This window comes from Ureibacillus sp. 179-F W5.1 NHS (assembly GCF_045369345.1).
GTDB classification, from domain to species: domain Bacteria; phylum Bacillota; class Bacilli; order Bacillales_A; family Planococcaceae; genus Ureibacillus; species Ureibacillus halotolerans.
Window position 1 is genome coordinate 46,368 of sequence record NZ_JBIQFG010000003.1, and the last position, 23,002, is coordinate 69,369.

Genomic DNA, 23,002 nt, shown 5'->3' on the forward strand with positions numbered 1-23,002 from the left:
AAAATAAGCGTAGACAAAGTATTAGAAACTTAGTCTACGCTTAACTTTTTTATAAGGGATTGTTTTAGGCTTGTTCAGCACGTTCTTTTTCTTCTTTTAGAACGACTTTGCGAGATAAATTTACGCGCCCTTGGTTATCAATTTCAATACATTTGACAAGTAATTGATCACCGATTTTCAACACGTCTTCCACTTTATTCGTACGTTCTTCTTGAATTTCCGAAATGTGTAATAAGCCATCTTTTCCTGGGAAGATTTCACAGAATGCACCGAATTTCTCGATACGTTTTACAGTTGCCATATAATATTCGCCAACTTTTGCTTCGCGTACGATGGATTCGATAATTTCTTTTGCACGTTTATTCATTTCTTCGTTAGCTGAAGAGATGTAAATTGTACCGTCTTGTTCTGTATCGATTTTTACGCCCGTTTCATCGATAATTTTGTTAATCGTTTTACCACCAGAACCGATGACATCACGGATTTTTTCTGGGTTAATATGAACGACTTCAATTTTCGGTGCATATTTAGATAAGTGAGTGCGTGGCGTATCTAATGTTGCAAGCATTGATTCTAGAATAATCATTCGTCCTGCTTTTGCTTGTTGTAATGCCTCTTCTAAAATATTGCGGGATAAACCGTCAATTTTAATATCCATTTGAAGTGCTGTAACACCTTTGGCAGTACCAGCTACTTTAAAGTCCATATCTCCAAGGTGGTCTTCCATACCTTGAATGTCTGTTAAAATCGTGTAATGTTCCCCTTTTTTCACAAGACCCATTGCAATACCTGCTACTGGAGCTTTAATCGGAACACCAGCGTCCATCATCGCAAGAGTTGATGCACAAATGGATGCTTGAGAAGTAGAACCGTTAGATTCTAATACTTCCGATACACAACGAATCGCATATGGGAACTCAGACTCATCTGGAATAACAGCAAGTAATGCACGTTCTCCCAATGCTCCGTGTCCAATTTCACGACGTCCAGGTCCGCGCATCGGTCCTGTTTCCCCAACTGAGAATTGAGGGAAGTTATAGTGGTGCATGAAACGTTTAGATTCTTCAAGTCCTAAACCATCGATAATTTGTACGTCCCCTAATGGACCTAATGTACAGATGGAAAGTGCTTGAGTTTGTCCACGTGTAAACAATCCTGAACCATGGGCACGTTCTAATAAACCTACTTCAGAAGATAAAGGTCGAATTTCATCAACTTTACGGCCATCAGGACGGATTTTTTCCTCTGTAATTAAACGGCGAACTTCATCTTTAACCATCTTGTCTAAAATGGATTTTACTTGCTTTAATGTATCTTCATCTGCTTCTTGTTCTTCATAGTGGGCAATAACACGTTCTTTAACAGCATTAATCGCATCTTCACGAGCATGTTTTTCCACCGTTTGAATAGCAGCGTTCATGTCTTCTTCGCAAAGCCCTTTCACTTGAGATGAAAGTTCTTCATCGATTTCATATAATTCTACTGCTAATTTTTCTTTACCTACTTCTGCAACAATTTGTTCTTGGAACGCAATTAATTTCTTAATTTCTTCATGACCGAACATAATTGCTTCAAGCATGATTTCTTCTGGAACTTCTAACGCACCAGCTTCTACCATGTTAATTGCATCTTTGTTACCTGCCACAGTTAAGTGAACAGTACTTTTTTCAGATTGTTCTGTTGTTGGGTTAAGTACGAATTCACCATCGATATAACCAACATGTACACCTGCGATTGGACCATCAAATGGAATGTCCGAAACAGCCAATGCTAAAGATGAACCAAACATTGCTGCTACATCTGTTGGGCAGTCTGGATCTGATGACATGACCATAGAGATAACTTGTACTTCATTACGGAAGCCATCAGGGAACATTGGACGAATAGGACGGTCAATTAGACGAGAAACTAAAATCGCATGCTCTGATGGACGACCTTCCCGTTTAATGAATCCTCCTGGAATTTTACCTGCTGCGTATAGACGTTCTTCATAGTTAACTGTTAATGGGAAGAAATCTAATGCTTTTGGTGTTTTTGACATTGTTGCTGTCGCAAGTACTGCTGATTCACCGTAGCGAATTAATGTTGCGCCATTTGCTTGTTTAGCTAGCTGTCCTACTTCTACTACTAGTTGTCGGCCAGCCCATTCATATGAATAGACTTTCTTTTCGGTCATATAATGAACCCCTTTCTCTTGAAACACACTACGTCACGATTTTATCCCGCTATTTGCGGCACATCCAATGATTATGTAAGGAAGTGTCCGTAAAAAGCCCGATAATCACTTACAACCAACTGATATTTCCATCGATTGATTGTTTCATTCTTATATACCATTAGTAAGTGTATCAAAAAAGCAATTTCTATGCTAAATATTTTCAATATAATTATGGCTTTTTCGTATATTTTTTACAAATTATTTAGGAGATAATATTTCTATCCTTATTTATAAATATTTACTAACAACTTTATACATAAATAAAAAGCGGGAATGTTCCCGCTTTTTTTAAACAGAGTAAAGCTACTCAGCTTTTCTTATTATCGACGTAAACCTAGACGATTGATTAGTTCACGGTAACGTTGAACGTCAGTTTCGCGAAGATATTTTAATAAGTGACGACGACGACCTACTTTTTTAAGAAGACCACGTTGAGAGTGGAAATCTTTTTTATGAGTACCTAAGTGATCATTTAAAGCATTGATTTCAGCAGTTAATACTGCGATTTGTACTTCTGGAGAACCAGTATCTCCTTCGTGAGTACGGTACTCAGCGATAATTTCGTTTTTACGTTCTTTTGTAATTGCCATGTTGAATGGACCTCCTAAATAATAATTTACACCACTAGCACAGCAGTCGTTGGAGAATCGAAATGCCGAGCTAAGGTATAGTGCGCATAGCACTTAAAGAATAGTATCATACTTTTAGTTTACAATCAACTATTACGAAGTGTCTTGAAGTATTCAATTGCTTCGTTTTTATCTCGCTCGATTTGAGCTTTTAAAGATTCGATGCCGTCAAATTTTTGTTCGTTACGAATTCGTTTATACCAACCAACTTTTACTTCTTCACCGTAAATATTTTTTTCAAAGTTTAAAATGTGTACTTCGATCGATAATTGCTTATCGTCCGGATTTTTAAATGTCGGCTTATATCCAACATTACAAACTCCATCATACCATTTATTTTGAACTAAAATTTTGACTGCATACACACCGATTGCTGGAATAAAACTTCCTTCGATGGATTGAATATTAGCTGTAGGGAAACCGATTGTTCGACCACGTTTGTCACCATGAACAACAAGACCAGGTACTTCGTAAGCACGACCAAGTAAATTTGCAGCGCTCTCCATATCCCCTTCTTGTAAATAATGGCGAATTCGAGTAGAACTAATTTTTTCTTCTCCGTCCGTTTGTTTGCTAATAACGGACACGCCATAATCTCCATTACTATACTCTTTCATTATATCCATATTTCCCTTTCCTAAACTACCAAATGAAAAATCAAATCCTGCGGAAACGTGTTTTACATTTAAATCCCTTATAAAATATTGGATAAAATCTTCAGGAGATAGTTTCGCAAAATCGGATGTAAATTGAACGACAAAAACATTTTCCACACCGATTTCCTCAAGAATATCCAATTTTTGTTGCAAAGGCGTTATGTAAAATACCTTTTCTTTACGGCCTCCTAAAACAATAGATGGATGAGGATCAAAGGTCATAACGGCACTTTCAATCCCCAATTGTTCTGCCATATGAATCGCATTTTGAATAACCGCTTGATGCCCTCTATGTACACCATCAAAGAATCCTACTGCAAGAGAGTATGCAGTGGATTCATTTGCTAGATTTAATTGATGGGGGTATTTTAAATGAACAACCTTCATCTGAAAACTTGCCTCCTATAATTAGTTTGGGAACATTTTTTCTGGTTTCATAAAACCTTCTTTTGTTGGATGCTTTACATATACTGCAAGAGCCTTTCCATTCATGCTATATACAATTTTATCATTTTCTTTTAATAATGTATGTTTCGGAAGTACTTGTCCATTTAATATTTGCTTTTCATTAGATTCATCAACTTCAATAAACGGATAGGTAGATAGGGCATACTCAACGGGTAATATGATTTGATCTATCGTTACTTCCTTCATCATTTCTTGTACTTGTTGTAGTGTAACACAATTTTCTTTTTTGAAAGTACCAGAAGCTGTTCTTACAAGGGATGCCATGTGGGCAGGATAGCCTAATTTTTCTCCAATTTGCACAGCAAGGGTACGAATATATGTCCCTTTGCTACATGCAATACGAATGTGGAAAGTAATTTCTTCCCCTGCAAAACTCTCTTCATCATCCAACAATTGTAAGGAGTAAATGGTCACTTTTCTTGTTGGACGCTCAACTACTTCCCCTTTGCGGGCATATTCATATAATTTTTTACCGTTTACTTTTACGGCAGAATACATTGGTGGGGTTTGTTCAATAACGCCCGTTAAACTTTCCAATGTTTTTAACAACTGTTGTCTTGAAATTTTTTTGAAGGAAAGATCCTGATTAACCGTTTCACCTTCTGCATCCTCCGTTGTTGTTGTTTTTCCAATGGATACAACCGCTTCATAGACCTTTCCAGCATCTGTTAAATATTCTGCAATTCGTGTTGCCTGTCCAATGCATATAGGCAAGACACCTTCTACACCTGGGTCTAGCGTTCCAGTATGACCGACCTTTTTTGTTTTTAAAATTTTTCTTAATTGAAAGACGCAATCATGGCTTGTCATGCCTCTTTCCTTCCAGAGAGGTAAAATGCCGTTCATATTGTGCTCCTTAAACTATTTTTCTTGTATTTTTCTATCTATGCATGCTCATCATGATAAACAGAAAAAGTCTACATCGCACAACTTTATGCAGATGTAGACTTCACTAACTTTTATTCCTCATGAAGAGAACGTAACAATGCATCGATTTTGTTTCCATATTCCACAGCTGAATCAAATTCAAATGTGATTTCTGGAGTACGACGCAAACGAATTCGATGACCGATTTCTGTACGGATGAAACCTGATGCTTTTACTAAAGCCTTCAATGTCTCTTCCCGTTCCCGTTCACTACCTAGAGATGAGATGTAAACCGTTGCTTGTTGAAGATCACCAGTTACGGCTACATCAGTAATTGTAACAAACCCAACTCTTGGGTCTTTTAATTTACGAGTAATGATATCGCCAAGTTCTTTTTTCATTTGCTCAGCAATTCGATTTGAACGTAATGACATAATTGTGCCACCTCTTTTTTAAAGTAAGAATGATGCCCCTTTAGGTTCACGAAAATTAAGCCTTGTTTTACTTAATAGATAAGTGATGTAAGGAGGCATCGTTCTTACCTTAATATCATTTAAACTTGTACGCCTCGGCGTAATTTGTCCCTTTTCGGACGAATTATAAATAATCTTTCCAAACCTCGAGTTGTTCCCACGAAGGATTGGATTGAAGGAAGTGAAGTGCATGATTGATTTCTCGCTCTGCACTCATCTTTGATGATGACACACAGACAAGAGCAATTCTTGTCCGTTGCCATACATTTTGATGATCAATTTCTGCAACAGAAACATTAAATTTCTGTTTTGTCCGTGTAATCATTCGCTGGAGAACAGCTCGCTTTTCTTTTAACGAATGGGAATCAGAAATAATGAACTCAACTTCCGCATAGACGATCATTATCGTTTAATTTCTTCCATTATGAAGGCTTCGATAATATCGCCCTCTTTAATGTCATTAAAGTTTTTGATCGTCATACCACATTCGTAACCTTTTGCCACTTCTTTAGCGTCGTCTTTGAAACGTTTTAATGAATCTAATTCACCTTCAAATACAACGATTCCGTCACGAATGACACGAACGCCAGAATCACGAGTTACTTTCCCTTCTGTTACGTAAGAACCAGCGATTGTTCCAACTTTAGAAACTTTAATTGTTTGACGAACTTCAGCTTGACCAATGATTTTTTCTTCATATTCAGGGTCAAGCATTCCTTTCATTGCCGCTTCGATTTCTTCAATTACTTTGTAAATAATACGGTGTAATCGAATATCTACGCCTTCTGCTTCCGCTGCACGTTTCGCATTCGTATCTGGGCGTACATTGAAACCAATAACGATTGCGTTTGAAGCAGCTGCTAATGAAATATCAGATTCTGTAATTGCGCCGGCACCAGTATGAATAATTTTTACGTTAACACCTTCAACGTCAATTTTCATTAATGATGCGGCCATTGCTTCTACAGTACCTTGAACGTCCGCTTTAACAATAATATTTAATTCTTTTACATCGCCTTGTGACATTTGCTCGAATAAGTTATCAAGTGTCACCCGTTGTTTTTCAGAACGACTAGCTTGAATAGCAGTCATAGCACGGGATTCACCCACTTGGCGAGCAGTTTTCTCGTCTTCGAAGACAACAAAACGGTCACCAGCTTGAGGTACTTCGTTAATACCTGTAATTTCAACAGGTGTAGCAGGACCTGCCTCTTTAACACGTCGGCCAATATCATTCACCATTGCACGGACACGTCCATAAGCATGGCCAACAACGATTGGATCACCAACACGTAAAGTACCATCCTGTACTAATAAAGTAGCAACAGAACCTCTACCTTTATCTAATTGGGCTTCGATCACTGTACCGATTGCTGAACGATTTGGGTTTGCTTTTAATTCTGCTACTTCCGACACTAATAGTATCATCTCTAATAGCGTATCAATACCTTCACCTTTAAGGGCAGATATTGGAACGAAAATCGTATCGCCGCCCCAATCTTCAGGAACTAATCCGTGTTCTGTTAATTCTTGCATTACACGGTCTGGATTTGCAGAAGGTTTATCCATTTTGTTTACTGCAACAATAATTGGAACTTCAGCCGCTTTCGCATGGTTAATTGCTTCTACTGTTTGAGGCATAACCCCATCATCAGCAGCGACAACAATAATTGCTAAATCGGTAATACTTGCACCACGGGCACGCATCGTTGTAAATGCTGCGTGTCCAGGCGTATCTAAAAATGTAATCTTTTTACCGTTAATATCAACTTGGTAAGCACCAATATGTTGAGTGATACCACCAGCTTCACCAGCTGTTACTTTTGTATGACGAATTGAGTCAAGTAATGTTGTTTTACCATGGTCAACGTGCCCCATAATTGTTACAACTGGAGGACGTTCTTCCATCGATTGTTCGTTTTCTTCATTTTGTTCAAAGTACGCATCTAAATCTGTAATATCAACGCGTACTTCTTCTTCTACTTCTACACCATAATCAGCACAGATTAACTCAATCGCATCTTTATCTAACTCTTGGTTAATTGTTGCCATGACACCAAGCATAAATAATTTTTTAATGATTTCTGATGGTTCGCGGTGTAATTTTTTTGCAAGCTCTGCAACAGATAAAGATTCATAAAACGTAATTTTTTCTGGTAATTCTTTAGGTGTTACCGGTGTTTGTGGTTGTTGATGTTTAGGCTGACGGCGTTTTCCCCCGTGAATACCAGGTTTTTTACGTTGATTAAATCCGCCTTTATTGTTGTTACGATTGTTATTATTGTTAGTTTGATTTTTATTATTATGATCCATATTTTTGTTATGGTTACCCTTATTCTTTGGTTTTTCGCCGTTCGATTGAGGCGATTGTCTTTGTTCATTGTTAGTTTGATTTGGTGATTTCTTTTGCGGTCTATTTTGCTCTTTCGTTTGAGACTTTTGAGCATTTGGTGTAGCTTGTTTCTTTTCTTTTGTCTCTTGTTTTGCTTGAGCTTGTGTTCCTTTATTAAACACTGAGTCTAATTTGGAAACAGCATCTCCTTCAAGCATTGACATATGATTCGAAACAGTGATGTTTAATTTTTTTAGTTCTTCTATAACTTCTTTACTTGATTTACTTACTTTTTTCGCATATTCATGAACTCTTATTTTGGTCATCTGCTCACCCCCGATTAATTTTCGTTGAGTAGACTAGACATCTTTTTCGCGAATCCGCTATCTGTAATAGCAAGTGCGACACGTGCTTCTTTACCAATTGCAGTCCCTAGCTGGTAGCGATCACCAAACACATGATACTCAACGTTGTAATACGTACATTTATCTTGAATTTTTTTACTAGAATTTTTTGAGGCGTCAGCGGCTAGTAGTACAAGCTTTGCTTTATTCGTACGTATTTCCTTTACTACTAACTCTTCCCCTGAGACTACTTTTCTTGCTCTTGCTGCCAATCCTAATAGTTGCAGTAGTCTCTGATTCATAAAATTGACTCCCGACGAATGAGTTTAATGAGTTCCTCATAAACTTCATCTGGAATTTTCACTTCTAATTGGCGCTCTAATATATTTTTCTTCCGCGCAGTTTCCACCGCTTCTTCCGATTTTGAAATATAAGCACCGCGTCCGGATTTTTTCCCTGTTACATCGACCGATACTTCTCCTTCTTTTGAGCGAACAATACGTATCATAGATTTCTTAGGAAGCATCTCGCCCGTTACAACACATTTACGTAATGGAACCTTTTTTTTCGTTGACATGAGATATCACCTTCCCTATATAAAACGAGAAAATTAAAACTTATTCCTAACTGTGTCGTTATTCTTCTTCGTCTTGATAAAGGTCGTACCCAATATCTTCGAAGGAAGCATCTTTGTCTTCTTGAACAAAACGACTTGTCTCGTTCGGATAAATTCCTAATTCACGAGCATCCGTTTCACTTTTAATATCAATTTTCCAACCTGTTAATTTTGCAGCAAGACGTGCATTTTGACCACGCTTACCAATAGCAAGAGAAAGCTGATAATCAGGAACGACAACAGTAGTCGATTTTTCTTCTTCGTTTACGATCACATCTAATACTTGTGAAGGACTAAGTGCATTTGCAACGAAAACGACTGGATCTTCTGACCATTCTACAATGTCAATTTTTTCTCCATTTAATTCGTTGACAATCGTTTGCACTCGCGCACCTTTAGCACCAACGCATGCCCCTACTGCATCGATTTCTTCATTGTGAGCATAAACAGAAATTTTAGAGCGATCCCCTGCTTCGCGAGCAATGGATTTAATTTCTACAATACCTTCGAAAATTTCTGGAACTTCCATTTCGAATAGTCTGCGTAGTAATCCTGGATGTGTACGAGAAACAATGATTTGAGGTCCGCGTGTCGTACGCTCAACTTTTGTAATATAAACACGAATTCTTGATTGAGGTTTATATACTTCACCTTGAATTTGTTCATTAGTAGGTAGAGCAGCCTCCACCTTCCCTAAGCTAATGTAAATGTTACGAGCGTCTTGGCGTTCAATGACGCCATTGACAATATCATCTGTACGATCTACATATTCTTCGTAGATTAGTCCGCGCTCTGCTTCACGAACACGTTGTGTAACAACCTGCTTAGCTGTTTGCGCAGCAATACGACCAAAGTTGCGAGGAGTTACTTCTTGTTCTAATACGTCACCAATTTCATAAGCAGGGTTAATTTCTTTAGCATCTTCAAGAGAAATTTGAAGACGGTCATCTTCCACTTCTTCAACGACATCTTTACGAGAATACACGACCATTGAACCATTCTCTAAGTTTAAATCGACACGTACATTTTGTGCTTGATTAAAGTTTCGTTTATATGCAGTTACTAATGCAGCTTCGATTGCTTCAATTAAAATATCTCTTGAAATGCCTTTTTGCTGCTCCAGAGCAGTTAAAGCATCTAGTAAATCACTACTCATTTTTGTTTTCACTCCTAAATAGCTAGTTTGATGAAAAATCGATTGCAAGTCGTGCTTTAGCGATTTTTTCTTTTTCGATAAATATCGTCATTTTACGTGTTTTAATACGAATTTCAAGCTCTAAACCTTGTTCAGTATATGCTCTCAAATAGCCTTGGAATTCTTTCATGTCCTTAATCGGCTCATATGTTTTCACATAAATAAATTTACCTACTGCTTTTTTAAAATCAGATTCTTTTTTTAATGGTCGTTCCGCACCTGGTGAAGATACTTCTAAATAATAGTTTTGCTCGATTGGGTCCTTTTCATCCAGAACTAAACTTAGACGCTCACTTACAATGGCACATTGATCAATATCAATTCCGCCTTCAGGTGTATCTATATAGACACGAAGGAACCAATTGCGGCCCTCTTTCAGAAACTCTATATCGACTAATTCTAGGTTCAATTCTTCTAAAATTGGTGTAACAAGCTCTTCAATTACTGACGTTACTTTGCTCATAGTATCCTCCCTACGTAATTGTCTGTTGCTTATACATGTTAGATGACAGTAGTTAGTTAAAAAACAGAAATTCCACCAAAAATGGTGAAATTTTAAAGTAGTACCTAAAGGTAAGAAAAATTTGGATTAGCATAACAACAGAAAAGAGCGGGAAAGCCCCACTCTTTTGCTGCAAAACTATCAACAAATTATTACCATAACAATAGCACAAATTATTACTTAATGCAAATTTACGTAAATGTGTTACTCCATTGGTAATAAATCAATTAACTCCTAGCGTTATAGCATCTTTTCTAAAGACGCATAAAAGTAATGGTTCATTTTATTAGAATAAGGAAAGTTGATTCGCATCCGGTAGTCCTTCTAAACATCCTAAAGAATCCATATACTCAATTAATGTTTTCGAAACTCGACCCCGTTGTTGTAAATCTTCTTTCGATAAAAATTCACCATCCTCTCTAGCGGCAACAATTGCTTTCGCAACGTTAGTCCCTAGACCAGGAATCGCATCAAAGGGTGGAATTAATGAATTACCGTCTATTATAAACTCGCTTGCTTGTGAACGATAAAGGTCTACTTTTTTGAAGCTCATACCTCGCTCGCACATTTCTAAAGCAAGCTCTAAAACCGTCAGTAAGTCTTTTTCCTTTTTGGAAGCATCTAACCCTTTTGCATTGATTTCATCGATGCGAGAACGAATCATCGCCGAACCTTGAGTCATCGCAATTAAGTCAAAATCACTTGCACGAACGGTAAAATAGGCAGCGTAATATAAAATAGGATGATGCACTTTAAACCAAGCTATACGTACCGCCATTAAAACATAGGCTGCGGCATGGGCTTTCGGAAACATGTATTTAATTTTTTTACATGAATCGATATACCATTCCGGTACATTTTGCGCCCGCATTTCTACTTCCATTTCTTCGGTTAATCCTTTCCCTTTACGAACGGATTCCATTATTTTGAAAGCAAAACTTGGTTCTAACCCTTGATAAATTAAATACACCATAATATCGTCACGACAGCCAATTACTTCGGATAAAACACATGTACCGTTTTGAATTAATTCTTGAGCATTTCCTAACCAAACGTCAGTACCATGGGAAAGACCGGAAATTTGAACAAGTTCACTAAAGGTAGACGGTTTTGTATCCTCTAACATTTGACGAACGAATCTTGTACCAAACTCAGGAATACCTAAAGTACCAGTTTTACATCCAATTTGTTCTTCAGTTACCCCTAGTGATTCTGGAGAAGAGAAGATTTTCATTACTTCTGGATCATCGGTTGGGACTGTTTTCGGATCGATACCGGATAAATCCTGTAGCATCCTAATCACAGTCGGATCATCGTGTCCAAGTATATCGAGCTTTAACACGTTATCATGAATGGAGTGGAAGTCAAAATGGGTTGTTTTCCACTCGGCATCTTGGGCATCTGCCGGATATTGCACAGGTGTAAAATCATAAATATCCATATAATCTGGAACAACGATAATACCACCTGGGTGTTGACCCGTCGTCCGTTTTACACCAGTACAACCTTGTACAAGTCGGTCCACTTCTGCTCCACGGAACGTCACATTATTATCATTGGAATAACCTCTTACATAACCGTACGCTGTTTTTTCGGCTACAGTACCGATTGTACCCGCACGATAAACATAATCTTCCCCGAACAGTACCTTCGTATAATTATGGGCTTGAGGTTGGTATTCCCCAGAGAAGTTCAAGTCGATATCAGGTACTTTGTCCCCTTTAAATCCTAGGAACGTTTCAAAAGGAATGTCTTGTCCATCCTTTTTATAACGGGTACCGCATTTTGGACAGTCTTTGTTAGGTAAGTCAAATCCACTACCTACCGAACCATCATCGAAAAACTCTACATTTTTACAATTTGGACAAATGTAATGGGGTGGTAACGGATTTACCTCCGTTATTTCCATGAACGTTGCGACTAATGAAGAACCTACCGAACCACGGGAACCAACTAAGTATCCATCGGCAAGGGATTTTTTCACTAGTTTCGCAGAAATTAAATAAATTACGCCGAACCCGTTCCCTAAAATAGACTTCAACTCTTTTTCAATCCGCGCTTTCACAATTTCAGGTAATTCTTCTCCATAAATTTTATGGGCCATTTCATACGTTAAATTCGTAACTTCTTCATCAGAACCTTCAATTTTCGGCGTATAAAGCTCATCTTTAATCGGTTTCACATCACCGATCATATTAGCAATTTTTTGTGAGTTCGTCACAACAATTTCCTTTGCTATGTCTGGCCCTAAAAAATCGAATTCCTTTAACATTTCATTTGTAGTCCGGAAATGTACAGCAGGTAATTTATAGCGATTTAATGGATTAGCCCCACCTTGAGAACCGACTAAAATTTGTCTAAACACACTATCATTTTCATGTAAATAGTGTACATTACCTGTTGCTACGACCGGTTTTTCCAAACGTTTGCCAAGCTTCACTAATTTGCGAATTATATCTTCCAAATTCCATTCATCATGGATCGTTCCGCCTTCTATTAACGGGGCATAAACAGGTTTTGGATGTACTTCTATATAGTCATAAAATTTCGCGACTTTTTCTGCTTCTTCTGGAGATTTATTCATCATCGTTTCGAATAATTCCCCGTTACTACAACCAGAACCGACAATTAGCCCTTTACGATATTTAATTAGATCCGAACGGCGAATACGCGGAACTCGATAATACGTTTGGGTGTGGGCAATCGAAATTAATTTAAATAAGTTTTTCAACCCTTCATTGTCCATTGCTAAAATCGTGCAGTGGTAAGGTCGAGACTTTTTATAACTTTCGTTTTTATCAATATGTTGATTAAATTCATCGTGATAATGAATGCCTTTTTCTTTTGACTCTTTTAGTAAATGTAACAATAATTCCCCAGTTGCTTCTGTATCGTATATTGCCCGGTGATGTTGAGTTAATTCAATACCATACCGTTTACATAACGTATTTAAACGATGACTTTTTAAAGTTGGATTTAAGAAACGAGATAATTCTAACGTATCAATAACGGGATGTACGACGCCTTGAATACCCGCCTTTTCATAAGCGGTATATAAAAATCCCATATCAAAGGAAGCATTATGGGCTACTACAATCGCATCGCCAATAAACTCTCTAAATTCCGTTATGACCTCGTCCACTTCCGGTGCATCGCGCAACATATCGTCGGTAATATGGGTTAACTCGATAATTTTTGCTGACAACGGTTTATGAGGATTGGCGAATCGTTCAAATTTATCGATTACTTTACCTTCCTTCATTTTTACAGCAGCCAATTCGATAATTGTATCGTACGCTGTTGAAAGACCTGTTGTCTCTACGTCAAATACGACATAAGTTGCATCGTCTAAAGGGATATGTTGTTCGGCATAAGCAATTGGTGAACCGTCGTCCACTAAGTTTGCTTCAACCCCATATATAATTTTTATACCATGTTTTTTCCCTGCCGCATAAGCTTCTGGGAAACCTTGGGCTACTGCATGGTCCGTAATCGCTACTGCAGAATGACCCCACTTCGCCGCTTGTCCTACTAATTGATCAATAGGTGTAACGGCATCCATTTGACTCATTGGTGTATGTAAATGAAGCTCTACCCGTTTTTCCCCTTCAGGTGCTGTATCTTTACGTGATTCTTTATAAACTTCATTAATATCTTGAGCCATTACAACTAAATCCCGAACGAATGTATCATTTTGGACAGAGCCGCGTACTTTCACCCACATTCCTTTTTTCAGTTGGGCCATTCTCTCAGCATCTTCTTTATCCCGGGAGAACATTTTCACTAAAATGGAATCGGTATAATCGGTAATTTTTAATTCTAATAAAGAACGTCCACTTTTTAGTTCTTTTATATCGACAGCAAATACAAAACCTTCTAACACAACACGACGTTCTTCTTCAACAACCCGACGAATTTCCATAATTTCCGTATCTTTAATGATATTTCCTAATTGGAATGGACCGTTATTGACAACAGCTTCTGGATTATCACTTTTCGCTTTTTCACGACTTTGGAAATCTTCCATAGCTTGTTTTGCCAATTGGGCTTCTTCTAATTGGCGTTGTTCAATATATTGTTGTCTTGCCTCAATCATTTCTTCTGTTGCTTCAACAAGTTGGAAATCGACTGAGAAAGAAGGGAAACCTAAGTTTCCGTATGCCTCTACAATTTTTTGTGCATATTTCGATTTCAAAGTAAGCTGTTCCATTTCAGCCATACAATTGACAATCAATTTATTCCCCGTCCATTGAGGGATTTGGTTCATCAAACGATCTTTTAAAGGAGGTGAAGCATCCAATTGTTCCACCGCTGTTAACCAATAATCCGATATCAGTTGTTCTGTCACTTGCGGATTACGCGCTTCAATCATAATCGACGCTTGTGCGATATGAGAAAACTGTTCTGCCATCCTTGTGCGAAATAATTGATACAATTGGAACGGTAAAATATTGTTTAATGTAATGGAAAAACTCCAAATCCGATTTTTTTTATGAACAGTTAACCTAGAAAGTTCTCCTTGTTCAAAAAAAGACATGTAGACATCTTCCGTCAGCTGTAGTTGTTGCAACAAAGTTAAAAATCTTTCCCTTGCTTCTTGGTTGTCTACCACTATACTCACCACCTAGTTTTTACAAATAATTTCAAGTTAATTTTTATACCCGGTTTGAACGGTTTTCAATTTAATGGGAACGGAAATATTCGTTTAAGCGATCAATTAACTCTTCCTTTGCCCACTCAAATATTTCACCAGTCCGTCTTATTTTCACTTCCACAATTCCTTCACTTGCCCGTTTTCCAATCGTTACACGTACAGGTAATCCGATTAAATCCGAATCGATAAATTTCACCCCAGCCCGTTCATCCCGATCATCAAATAATACGTCAAAATGGTATGAAGTTAAAATATGATAAAGTTGAGAGGCTAAATCAAATTGAACTTCATCATGAATATTGACCGGTATAAGATGTATATCGTAAGGGGAGAATTGTTTTGGCCATACGAATCCATTCTCATCTTGATATATTTCAGCCATTACTGCTAGCAATCTAGATATCCCTAGTCCAAAGCTTCCCATATACATAGGTTTTGACTGACCATTTTCATCGATAAAATTCGCATTAAATTTTTCAGTTAACCAAGTTCCGGACATTCGAATATGACCGACTTCAATTCCTTTTTTTAAGCGAATTGTTCCATTTCCGTCTGGAGAAGGATCCCCTTCTTGGATATATCGTATATCTTCATAACTATTTACTGCAAAATCCCTTTCAGGATTGACATTGATATAATGATAGCTATCTTCATTCGCTCCGGCTATTCCATTACGAATCGACTGAATGGCTAAATCGGCAATGACTTTTACATTTACAGGCAACTTAATCGGTCCGATAGAACTTATTGTACAGCCTAGCAATTGCTCTATTTCCTCTTCCGTTGCCAATGTAAGGGATTGGGCTTTTAAAGCATTTCTCAATTTAATAGGATTAATTTGATGATCTCCCCGTACTAAAACAACGACAAACTCCCCATCAACTTTAAATACAATCGATTTCATACAATCCGTTTGTTCTTTCGTAAAGAATGAGCATACTTCCTCGATCGTCTTAACTTGAGGTGTTTCAACCTTTTCCAATGGGTTCATCGGTTTTTCAGAAGATGGATAACTCGTAACTACAGGAGTGATTTCGATATTCGATGCATAATTTGATTCATCGGAATAAGCAATCGTTGTTTCTCCAATATCCGATGCGACGATAAATTCATGGGCTTTTAATCCGTCCGCCGTTCGTGTATCGGCATCAATCATCTCATAATATAAACCAAGTCTACTTAAAATACTGGAATAGACGTCACTCATTTGAAGATAAGTCGCTTCTAAACTTTCTTCTGTAGCGTGGTAGGAATAAGCAGCCTTCATTAAAAACTCCTTACTCCGTAACAAACCGTATCGAGGACGACTTTCATCACGAAACTTCGACTGAATTTGATAGAAAGTAATTGGTAATTTTTTATAAGATTTTATTTCATCACGCATCAGTTGAGTCATAACTTCTTCATGACTAGGTGCAAGAATTAATTGGCGTTCGTTTCGGTCCTTTAATTGGAGCACTTCTTCATCCTTCTCATGAAATCGAAAGGAATGTTGTAAAATGTCCTTCGGCTGTAAGGAAGGTAACGTAATTTCAATTGCTCCTAACCTTTCCATTTCTTCACTTATCATTTTCTCCAACTTGTTTAACACTCGTTTTGCTAAAGGTAAATAGGAATAAACACCGCTTGTACTTTGACGTAAAAATCCAGCACGAAGAAGCATTTTATGAGACTTCACTTCTATATCAGAAGGCATTTCACGTAGTGTTGGGATAAGGGTTAAACTTTGTTTCATTGTGCCCACCTTCTTCTTATAAACTTAATGTACTTTTAAGCATATCATACAAACAACTAAGATAAATATAAACTAAAATTTACAAATCATTCTTACAAATAGATTAATAAAAAGATTTAACCTTATTCACTTTGGATTTTACCATACATGAATAAGGTTAAATTTCTTTAAAAACATTTTGTTGTATTTTCACATTCTTATTGGAATTTGTAACTATCCTATATGAACATTGTCATCTAATTGCCTAGAAGAAAAATCTTTGAATATCGTTCCACGTAACGACGACCATTAGAATCATTAGTAACACAATACCTACAAAATGAACAAGTCCTTCTTTTTGACGATCCACAGGTTTTCCGCGCAAGGCTTCAACACCGAAAAATAACAATCTACCACCATCTAATGCTGGTAATGGTAACAAGTTCATAATTCCTAGGTTAATACTTAATACGGCAGCCCAATTCATTAAGTTATATACTCCATATTGGGCAACGGTTTCAGTCGCTTTATATATGCCTACAGGACCAGATAATGCATCGATTGTAAATTGACCAGTAACTAAATCCCCTAACAGCCCTAAAATAAGAACTGTGTAATCATATGTTTGAGTTACACCGAAGGCGAGGGCTTTCAATGGATTTTTTTCAACTGGACTTTGATACATTACTCCAATTTGCCCATATTCCTTACCACTTTCCTCTAAAGCATCAGGCGTCATCGTTAACTCAATCTCTTGTCCACCTCGTTCGACTAAGAATGTTAACTCTTCACCTGGTTTTTCTTGAACAGTTCCGGAAAGTTCTTGCCAATCTTCAATCGGATCTCCATCAATCGCTTTTACAAAATCTCCCTTTTGCATTCCTGCTTCCGCAGCTGGCCCATTTTCTACGACATCATAAATAATTGGTTCGTAAGTAGGGACACCTTGCATCATTGCGATAAAAGCAAACACGAAGAATGCTAATATAAAGTTAAATAGCGGACCTGCAAAGATGGCCATCGCCCGTTGTCCTACAGTTTTCGAATTAAATTGACGATCAAGTGGAGCAATCATCAGTTCTGTTCCATTTTCCACAACAATAGCTTGTCTAGATACATTAATTCTTACAAATTGATTTTCTTCATCGTAGCCTTCAATCCATAATTCTTTTTCCAAGTCCGCCCGTTCTACTTCCATAAATAGAACATTCGGATTTTGAACATTTTGATTTAAATAAATCTTTTCAGCAACGTTATCACGATTTAATATCAATCCAACTCGATATCCTGGCTGTAATTCGATTTGATCTACATCTTCACCAGCCATACGAACATACCCGCCAAGGGGTAATAGTCGAATCGTATATAACGTCTCCCCTTTCATCATTCCAAAGATTTTGGGACCCATACCTATTGCAAATTCACGAACTAAAATGCCTGCTCGTTTCGCAAAAATAAAATGCCCTAGTTCATGGAAAAATACTAGAGAACCAAAAACAATAATAAACGCTATAACTGTTTGCATATCATCCCACCTTCAAGAGCAGTATACTTATTCTATGCTCGCTCTATCTATTTTACCATGCTCGCTACTGTTTTTCTTGTTTCACTATCTACATGAAGTATAGTTTCTAAATCTGGCATTAATATATTTTGATGATCGTTCATCACTTGTTCGATAATTTCTTCGATTTGTAAGAAAGTGATTTTTTCCTCTAAAAATAACGCTACTGCAGCTTCATTAGCAGCATTCATAGCTGTTAAAACACTTCCCCCTGCCCGTCCTGCGTCATAGGCTAGTTTTAAAGCACGAAATCGGTCAAAGTCGACTTCCTTAAAGTGTAATTGACCAATTTGCGCTAAATTCAATCGATTCCCTCCAACAAGTGGCAATCGATCCGGATAACTTAGAGCATACTGGATCGGCACTCGCATGTCAGGGGTACCAAGTTGTGCAATCACACTTGTATCATGATACTCAACTAAAGAGTGAATAATACTTTCTTTATGTAATAAAACATCGATTTTTTCAAAGGGCATATTAAATAATACATGGGCTTCAATGACTTCTAACCCTTTATTCATCATCGTTGCCGAATCGATTGTAATTTTAGCTCCCATCGACCAGTTCGGATGATTTAAAGCGTCTTTCACCGTAACATCTTTTAATTGTTCCCGTGTTTTATCTCGGAATGAGCCACCAGAAGCTGTTAAAATGAGCCGTTCAATTTGTTTTGGATTTTCACCGTTCATTGATTGGAAAATTGCCGAATGTTCACTATCAACTGGTAGAATCGCTACATTATATTTTCTCGCTTCAGCCATAACTAAATGTCCAGCTGTTACTAATGTCTCCTTATTCGCAATCGCAATTGTTTTTCCCATCCGAATAGCTGCTAAAGTAGATTCTAATCCTACACTTCCTAGAACTGCATTTACAAGAACAGTGGAATCCGAATGTGTAGCAACTTCAACTAATCCTTTTGTTCCAAACGTAAAATGAATATGTGGGTATTCTTTTTGTAACTGTATGGCATCTTGTTCTTGTTGTACTGATACTAGCTCAGGTTGAAGATCATCGATGATTTCACGAGTTTTTTCGATATTTTTACCAGAGGATAAGGCAACAAGTTGAAAACTATCTTTATTATTCCGTAAAATATCAACTGTTTGAATTCCAATAGAACCTGTTGCTCCTAATAAACTAATTTTTTTCAACATTACTCTTCCCTTCAAGAACATTGTCTTTTATTAATAAGGTTTAACTTTGGTCAATAGGTATTCCTCAGTTTAAGAATACCTATTTGAACAAAGTTAAACAAAATGTATAAAGTGTAATAACGGTAATACAAATAGAAGACTATCAAAGCGGTCAAGAATTCCACCGTGACCAGGTAATAGTTTCCCTGAATCTTTCACTCCATAATGACGTTTAATAGCAGATTCAACTAAATCGCCTAACTGACCAAAGATGGAAGCGATAATCGAAATAAGTATTAACGCAAGCCAAGATGAGGATATCGGATAAATCCATTGCATAATACATGCGAAAATAACTGCCGTTACAATTCCACCGATAAAACCTTCAACCGTTTTATTAGGAGAAATTTCAGGCCATAATTTCTTTTTTCCTAGTTTTCGTCCAACAAAATAAGCCCCTGAATCGGTTGTCCAAACAATTAATAGAGCAAAAATAATGTATACTAATCCATTTTCTGCGTTACGAGTTTCAATAAAATAATAAAAACCGATACCGACATATAATGCACTCGTTAAAATAAAGCCTACATCATCAAAGGTAAAACGATTTTTAATCATCACTGTATAAATTAATAACAGGATGACACCTATCATTAAAAATTCCAATTTTGAATAAGGGACGATCTCTTCTAACTCAACTGTAGAAAGAGGTAGAAGGATACAAAACATAATGAGGGCCCCGATCATACCTGGTATTGAAAAAATTGAAATATTTTTCATTCTGAGCAGTTCATATAGTCCTACTGCTGCGATCACATATACTAATAACGTAAAAGGTAAGTTGCCATAAATAACGAATGGAATGAATACTAATGCTGCAACTACCGCCGTTATAATTCTTTGCTTCACTTCATTTCTTCCCCTTTCAATCCACCGTAGCGTCGATTACGCTTTTGATAGGCGTGGATCGCTTCCATAAACGATTGATGGTCAAAATCAGGCCACAATATGTCTGTGAACCAAAATTCCGTATAAGCGAGTTGCCATAACATAAAATTACTTAATCGAACTTCACCGCTTGTTCGAATGAGTAAATCTGGTTCTGGTAGATTTGATGTCATTAAATATTGATCAATCATTGTTTCATCAATAGCGTCGATTGATATATTTCCATTATTCACTTCTATCATTATATCCTTCATTGCTCTTACAATTTCAGCACGACTACCATAATTCATTGCAAAATTTAATATTAACCCTGTATTATGTTTCGTTTTTTCCATCGCTTCATCTAAAGCTTTTTTCGTATTGTTAGGTAACCCTTCTTTATCACCGATCATTTGTATTCGAATGTTCCGTTCCATCAATTCAGGCATAAATGAATTTAAAAACATTTGCGGTAAACTCATTAAATAGTCTACTTCCGATTTCGGCCTTCTCCAATTTTCCGTTGAAAAAGCATATAAAGTTAACACTTTAATGCCTAAATCATCTGCAATACGCGCAATTTTCCGCACTGTTTGCATGCCTTCATGATGTCCTGCAATTCTAGGCATGGCTCTTTTTTTCGCCCAACGTCCGTTGCCATCCATTATGATTGCGATATGGGAAGGTAGACATTCATTATCTAGTAGAAATTCTTCAACCCTTGATGACTGCTTTCCTTTTTTTGATTTACTAAATAGTTTCTTTAACATCAGCAATTCCCCCACGTGACAACAATTTGGACGTTTTTTTTATCATAACAAAAACAAATGAATGTGTCTTAAGTTCTTTTTACCTTTTCTTAATTTATTTTGAAATATATGTATACGTATAAATTTATTATATCGTAAAACTAATTATACGAATATGACCAGTTACCTTATTATGTATACTAAACGATAAATTCAAATTTTCTCTCTCTAATGAATATACGAAAGAAAAAGACGTCCTAACTGATAGGACGCCCTACACCTGATTTTGTTCATTATTCAATCTGAAACTTAAAACTTACGTTCGCCAAGAAATAAGAACAAAGAAAGGTTTTCTTATACTGATAAGATTTCTTGTTCTTTATCTTTAGCAATTTGATCAATTTTCACGATAAAGTCATCAGTAAGTTTTTGAATATCGTCACTGTAACCACGTAAATCGTCTTCAGTTATGTCGCCATTTTTTTCTAATTTTTTCAATTCATCGTTTGCATCACGACGGACGTTACGGATTGCAACCTTTGCTTCCTCCGCTTCTTTTTTCACAACTTTTACAAGGTCTTTACGGCGTTCTTCTGTTAAAGCTGGAACTGTTAAGCGAATTACATTCCCATCGTTTGTCGGTGTAATCCCGATATCTGACTTCATAATTGCTTTTTCAATTTCACCTAGAACAGATTTGTCATACGGTTGGATAACTAGTAAACGAGCTTCTGGTACAGAAATACCAGCCAATTGATTTACTGGAGTTGGAGCACCGTAGTAGTCAACAGTAATTCTGTCTAACAAAGATGCATTCGCACGACCTGCACGAATAGAAGCTAATTCGCGTGTAAATGCTGTAATCGATTTGTTCATTTTTTCCTGAGCTTGAGCTATTACTTGTTTAGGCATTAAAAATTCCTCCTAACAACTGTACCGATTTTATCACCGAGTACGGCACGTTTAATATTACCTTTATTCATTATAGAGAATACTATTAATGGGATGTCATTGTCCATACATAAAGTGGAAGCTGTAGAATCCATTACCTGTAATCCTTGTTGAATTACGTCTAAATATGTGAGTGTGTCATATTTAACAGCAGTATTATCAGTTTTTGGATCAGCAGAATAAACGCCATCAACATTATTTTTTGCCATTAAAATGGCATCTGCATCAATTTCAGCAGCACGTAATGCAGCTGTTGTATCTGTAGAGAAAAATGGATTTCCTGTACCAGCAGCAAAAATAACGACACGTTTTTTCTCTAAATGGCGCACCGCTTTTCGACGTATGTAAGGCTCCGCAACTTGTGTCATGACGATGGAAGACTGAACACGAGTTTCAATTTCCAATTTTTCAAGGGCATCTTGTAATGCTAATGAATTCATAACAGTCGCTAACATTCCCATGTAATCAGCAGAAGCACGGTCCATTCCCATTTCGCTTCCTACTTTCCCTCGCCAAATGTTACCGCCACCAACAACTACCGCTACTTCTACACCAAGTTCAACTACTTCTTTAATATCTTCTGCAACAGACTTAATAATTTTTGGTGATAATCCGAAGCCAGCTTCTCCTGCTAATGCCTCACCGCTAATTTTTATAACTACTCGATTATATTGTGGCACACTCATAGTAATCCTCCGCAACTCAATTTTATTTAACTAACGCAAGTCTTCCTCATTTTTGAGTCGCAACCTTCTCCATTGAAAAAGATGAGACAAAACTTTCGGAAAACGGCTCTAGCGTTAAAGATATATGCAAAAAACTCTTGAAAAATAGGGAACACTGACTCCGTGTCCCCTATCTAACTTTATTGTGTTAAACACACAACCAAATTATTCCGTATGAACGGGCAGCAACACCACTACGATAAACGAGTTGGTATAACTGCCCGTAAAACTCAATAAGTCAACAAACCATACAATAATCGATTTGTTTTCTTATTTCTTATA

19 protein-coding genes are annotated in these 23,002 nt (G+C 37.1%); all 19 read right to left on the reverse strand.

Features of this window, described 5'->3' with window-relative positions; genetic code table 11:
* Positions 1–64: 64 nt before the first annotated feature.
* On the reverse strand, positions 65–2,176 hold the full coding sequence (gene pnp / locus ACH0B5_RS02575) for a polyribonucleotide nucleotidyltransferase (protein ID WP_406927355.1): 2,112 nt from the start codon (positions 2,174–2,176) through the stop codon (positions 65–67).
* Between the two features lie 362 nt (positions 2,177–2,538).
* Positions 2,539–2,808 carry a 30S ribosomal protein S15 gene (rpsO, locus tag ACH0B5_RS02580; protein ID WP_122970403.1) on the reverse strand — a complete coding sequence of 90 codons (270 nt, stop codon included), beginning with the start codon at positions 2,806–2,808 and terminating at the stop codon, positions 2,539–2,541.
* Positions 2,809–2,933: 125 nt separating this feature from the next.
* Entirely contained in the window at positions 2,934–3,890 is a 957-nt protein-coding gene (gene ribF, locus ACH0B5_RS02585) for a riboflavin biosynthesis protein RibF (RefSeq protein ID WP_341361884.1), read from the reverse strand.
* A 21-nt stretch (positions 3,891–3,911) separates the two neighbouring features.
* Positions 3,912–4,817 (reverse strand): tRNA pseudouridine(55) synthase TruB, encoded by a 906-nt coding sequence (gene truB, locus ACH0B5_RS02590; protein WP_406927356.1) that lies wholly within the window; start codon positions 4,815–4,817, stop codon positions 3,912–3,914.
* Between the two features lie 113 nt (positions 4,818–4,930).
* The gene (rbfA, locus tag ACH0B5_RS02595; protein ID WP_122970400.1) at positions 4,931–5,272 is read right to left on the reverse strand and encodes a 30S ribosome-binding factor RbfA; all 342 of its coding nucleotides are present in this window, start codon (positions 5,270–5,272) and stop codon (positions 4,931–4,933) included.
* A 163-nt stretch (positions 5,273–5,435) separates the two neighbouring features.
* Positions 5,436–5,714, reverse strand: a complete 279-nt coding sequence (locus tag ACH0B5_RS02600; protein WP_122970399.1) for a DUF503 domain-containing protein — start codon at positions 5,712–5,714, stop codon at positions 5,436–5,438.
* Complete coding sequence (gene infB / locus ACH0B5_RS02605; RefSeq protein WP_122970398.1) at positions 5,714–7,969, reverse strand: translation initiation factor IF-2; 2,256 nt, start codon at positions 7,967–7,969, stop codon at positions 5,714–5,716. The genes ACH0B5_RS02600 and infB overlap by 1 nt, the downstream gene beginning before the upstream one ends.
* A 14-nt stretch (positions 7,970–7,983) precedes the next feature.
* Complete coding sequence (locus tag ACH0B5_RS02610) at positions 7,984–8,289, reverse strand: YlxQ family RNA-binding protein (RefSeq protein ID WP_122970397.1); 306 nt, start codon at positions 8,287–8,289, stop codon at positions 7,984–7,986.
* Positions 8,286–8,564 (reverse strand): RNase P modulator RnpM, encoded by a 279-nt coding sequence (gene rnpM, locus ACH0B5_RS02615; RefSeq protein WP_122970396.1) that lies wholly within the window; start codon positions 8,562–8,564, stop codon positions 8,286–8,288. Before rnpM ends, ACH0B5_RS02610 begins: the two co-directional genes overlap by 4 nt.
* 58 nt (positions 8,565–8,622) lie before the next feature.
* Complete coding sequence (nusA, locus tag ACH0B5_RS02620) at positions 8,623–9,759, reverse strand: transcription termination factor NusA (protein WP_122970395.1); 1,137 nt, start codon at positions 9,757–9,759, stop codon at positions 8,623–8,625.
* A gap of 22 nt (positions 9,760–9,781) precedes the next feature.
* Entirely contained in the window at positions 9,782–10,261 is a 480-nt protein-coding gene (gene rimP, locus ACH0B5_RS02625) for a ribosome maturation factor RimP (RefSeq protein ID WP_122970394.1), read from the reverse strand.
* 325 nt (positions 10,262–10,586) lie between these two features.
* A complete protein-coding gene (locus ACH0B5_RS02630; protein ID WP_122970393.1) occupies positions 10,587–14,912 on the reverse strand; it encodes a PolC-type DNA polymerase III in 4,326 nt (1,441 codons plus the stop codon).
* Between the two features lie 70 nt (positions 14,913–14,982).
* Complete coding sequence (locus ACH0B5_RS02635; protein ID WP_406927357.1) at positions 14,983–16,689, reverse strand: proline--tRNA ligase; 1,707 nt, start codon at positions 16,687–16,689, stop codon at positions 14,983–14,985.
* A 244-nt stretch (positions 16,690–16,933) separates the two neighbouring features.
* Positions 16,934–18,193: an RIP metalloprotease RseP gene (gene rseP / locus ACH0B5_RS02640; RefSeq protein WP_122970391.1), complete on the reverse strand. Its 1,260-nt coding sequence runs from the start codon at positions 18,191–18,193 to the stop codon at positions 16,934–16,936.
* Positions 18,194–18,240: 47 nt separating this feature from the next.
* Positions 18,241–19,386 (reverse strand): 1-deoxy-D-xylulose-5-phosphate reductoisomerase, encoded by a 1,146-nt coding sequence (gene dxr / locus ACH0B5_RS02645; RefSeq protein ID WP_406927372.1) that lies wholly within the window; start codon positions 19,384–19,386, stop codon positions 18,241–18,243.
* A gap of 96 nt (positions 19,387–19,482) precedes the next feature.
* Entirely contained in the window at positions 19,483–20,277 is a 795-nt protein-coding gene (locus ACH0B5_RS02650) for a phosphatidate cytidylyltransferase (RefSeq protein WP_122970390.1), read from the reverse strand.
* Positions 20,274–21,065: an undecaprenyl pyrophosphate synthase gene (locus tag ACH0B5_RS02655; RefSeq protein WP_122970389.1), complete on the reverse strand. Its 792-nt coding sequence runs from the start codon at positions 21,063–21,065 to the stop codon at positions 20,274–20,276. The genes ACH0B5_RS02650 and ACH0B5_RS02655 overlap by 4 nt, the downstream gene beginning before the upstream one ends.
* Before the next feature lie 333 nt (positions 21,066–21,398).
* On the reverse strand, positions 21,399–21,956 hold the full coding sequence (gene frr / locus ACH0B5_RS02660) for a ribosome recycling factor (RefSeq protein ID WP_122970388.1): 558 nt from the start codon (positions 21,954–21,956) through the stop codon (positions 21,399–21,401).
* Complete coding sequence (gene pyrH, locus ACH0B5_RS02665; protein ID WP_122970387.1) at positions 21,956–22,681, reverse strand: UMP kinase; 726 nt, start codon at positions 22,679–22,681, stop codon at positions 21,956–21,958. The genes frr and pyrH overlap by 1 nt, the downstream gene beginning before the upstream one ends.
* Positions 22,682–23,002 lie beyond the last annotated feature (321 nt).